Source organism: Treponema sp. UBA753 (genome assembly GCF_002297325.1).
Classification (GTDB): Bacteria; Spirochaetota; Spirochaetia; order Treponematales; family Treponemataceae; genus Treponema_D.
Window position 1 is genome coordinate 1 of record NZ_DBKJ01000032.1, and the last position, 3,090, is coordinate 3,090.

Consider the following 3,090-nt stretch of genomic DNA (forward strand, 5'->3'; position numbering starts at 1 on the left):
AAACCAAGGCCTGTTTTTTCATGCGCTCAATTTTATTTTTCAGCATATCAGAAATTTCATCATCGCCATCAATAGAAATTGCATTCAAAAGTTCAAGCGCATCTGAAAAATTTCCATCATCTATCATCTGTTGAATCAAAGATAAAAGTTCGGAAGTTTTTCCATCTGCAATAGCTTTATCAACAGCAGCCTTTTTCAAACTGTCCAGTTTTTCTTTTAAAGAACTTCCCTGCTCTGCTTTTATTGCATTTAAAATTTTCAACGCAGATTCAATTTCGTCATTATCAATAAGCGACTGTATAAAATCTAAAATTTCCTGTTCACGTCCATTTTCTAAAGCCTTTGAAAAAGCTTCATTTATTAAAGCGGAAATTTTATTTCTAAGTTCTTTTGCAGCCTCGGTATTTCCTGAAGCATCAATTCCCAAAAGAATTTTTAAAGCCTCTTCATAATTTCCCTGCTCAATTAATTTTTGAGCCAATGCAAGTTTTTCTTCAAGGTTCAATTCTGAAACAACATTGTCTTTGGCACCAAAAAAATTGTTATTATTTAAAACAAAAAATCCACCTCCAGCTAAAACAGCAAGCAAGAAAAACAACATAGCCACTATTTTCTTATTTGATTTTTTATCTTTCTTTTTTTCAAGCTCAATATTTTTTTGCGCAGACTTTTTTTCTACATCAAAACTTGAAGCCAAAACCGGCTCAGTCTTTTTTATTACAACTCCAGTTTCTTCTTTTTTTTCAACTAGAGATTTTTTAGAAGGCAAACTAGAAGCAGCAACAGTTTTTTGTAAAGGAACTTTTTGTGCTGACAATTTTTTTTCTTCTGTAAAAATTTTTGGTTCAACTGTTTTCTTTACAGCGACAGTTTTGACAGCCGAAGCCATTTTTGTTTTTTCCGAAGCAACAGAAGCCTTGCTAGCTACAGGCTTTTTTTCCGCAGAAGAAACAGCAGTTTTTCTTGAAACTGATTTTGTTTCCGCAGAGGAAGCAGCAGTTTTTTTGGCTTCAGGCAAAGAGGATTTTTTTTCAACAGAAGTTTTTTTCACAGCGGTAGTTTTAGGTTCAACTGATTTTTCAGAAACAGAAGAAGCTCTTACAGCTTTTGACTTTTCTAAAAGTCCTGAAGTTTTTTTTGGAGCTGTAGTTTTAGATTCTGTTGTTTTTTTTGAAGCAGAACTTTTTGAAACTGCAGCCACTTTTGTTTTTTCCGAAGAAACTGAAGCCTTTTTTGCTGTCGGCTTTTTTTCCGCAGAAGAAGCCACTGTTTTTTTTGAAGCTGTATTTTTTTTTACCGCAGTAGTTTTTTTCTTATCTAAATCTTTATTCGAGTTCTGATTCGTAGCCATAATCAACCGTTCCTTCTGCACCAGCAGTCATATTTGATGTTTCTGAATTCTGCAGCGAAGCCGCCACATCTTCAAGCAATTTTCTTCTTCTTGCAGCATCTTCTTCTGCTTTTTTCGCAGCCTCTTCTCTTTGGGCTTTTAGAGCCGCTTCCTGATAAGCCTTTTGATCTTGAAGCATTCGTTCAATTTCCGCGCGCTGCTGTTCAAGCCTAGATTCCTGTTCCGCCATCTTCGCTTCAAGTTCCGCAGCTTTTTCTTCATCTCTAGCTTTCTTTTCTGCGGCTGCCTGTTCCTCAACAAGCTGTTTTTCCTTTGAAATCCGTTCAATTTCCGCACGTTGCTGCTCAAGAAGTGCCTGCTGTTCCGCCATTTTAGCTTCTAACTCCGCAGCCTTATCTTTTTCATCCTGAATTTGCTTTTGTGCCGCAGCTTGTTGTTCTGCAAAAATCTGTTTTTCCTGCGCCGCCTGAATCAAAGCAGCCTCTTCTTTTAAACGTTTTTCTTCAGCAAGCCGCTCTTCTTCTGCCTTCTTGAAACCTTCAAGCAAAGCAATCAGCTGCTCAATTTCCGCTTTCTGCCTGTCATTCGGCGACAAATCAAGATAAAGCTTGTAATCCTCAAGGCTTGCAATATATTTTTCCTGCTTAAGCTCGGCATTTGCACGGTTTAAAACGGGAGGCGCATAAAGTCTGTTCGCGGCAATCGCAAGTGAATACCATTTTTCAGCTGAATAAAAATCTTCCATTGCAAAGCAGACGTTTCCTGCGTTAAAAGCAAGAACCTTTTTATCAGTTCCAGAAACTTTCATTCCTTCTGTGCAGACTTCAAGACTTTCCTTCAAAAGCCCCATTTTTTCGTAGCAAAGCGCAAGATAATTGTAAGCCTTAGGAAATTTTCCAGTGCTGATGGCTAACTTTAAAAACGGAACAGCTTCCTCAACGCGGTTTTCCTTGAACAGATTTTCACCTTGCAAAAAATCGTCATTCTGCGCAAAAGAACTGAACACAAAAAGCAAAAAAGAGAAACAAAAAAATTTCTTAAATTTTCTATAAATCGACATCATTTTATTATCTGTAGATTTCAGCAAATTTCTTAGGAAAACAGCAAAATTTTTAAGTCTTCCATATAAATTGACATATTCAGTGAAAAAAGGTAACCTTTTTAACAAAAAACTAAACAAACAGGCGGAATTTCAATGGGTTCACTGACATCTGTAATTATAATAGGTGTTTTAATCGCATTTGTCGCTACAGCGTTGATTTTTATAGTAAAAAATATCATAGCTCCTTCAAAAATTGACGGAATTCCAAAGCTTATAAAAGACGGAAGATTTCAAGCTGCCCAAAGATGCGCAAAATCTGTTATCTCAAAAAATCCGCGAAACTATTTAGCCCATTATTTTTTGGGAAAAGCCTATCTAAAAGATGGAAAGCCTGAACTTGCTTTCATTGAATACAAAGCCGTAAACCAAAACGCGCTTTTTAACGGAGAAATTCCAGAAGCTGAATTCAGAAAAGAAATGGCGGAACTTTACAAACGGTTCAATCAGCCTGATGAAGCTTTAAAAGAATATCTTTTGCTGACAAAACTCGAGCCAAACAATCCAGAAAACACATTTAAAGCCGCGGAAATTCTTGAAACCCAGGGAAACGCAAAACTTGCTATGGGATTTTACCAAAAAACTATTCTTCTAAACAAACGGAATCCCAAAGCCTACACTTCAATCGGCCGTCTTCTTC

Annotated in this window: 3 protein-coding genes; 1 reads left to right on the forward strand and 2 read right to left on the reverse strand. The window is 36.7% G+C overall.

What is annotated here, in order from left to right:
• Both B4C08_RS02310 and B4C08_RS02315 read right to left on the reverse strand, forming a co-directional pair.
• A partial coding sequence (locus tag B4C08_RS02310) for a hypothetical protein (RefSeq protein WP_296662448.1) occupies positions 1 to 1,351 on the reverse strand: 1,351 nt, incomplete at its 3' end.
• Positions 1,326 to 2,411: a tetratricopeptide repeat protein gene (locus B4C08_RS02315; protein WP_296662450.1), complete on the reverse strand. Its 1,086-nt coding sequence runs from the start codon at positions 2,409 to 2,411 to the stop codon at positions 1,326 to 1,328. The genes B4C08_RS02310 and B4C08_RS02315, both read right to left, overlap by 26 nt.
• A 135-nt stretch (positions 2,412 to 2,546) precedes the next feature.
• On the opposite strand from B4C08_RS02315, the gene B4C08_RS02320 reads away from it, so the two are divergent.
• Positions 2,547 to 3,090: tetratricopeptide repeat protein (locus B4C08_RS02320; RefSeq protein WP_296662451.1), on the forward strand; the 544-nt coding region annotated here is incomplete at its 3' end.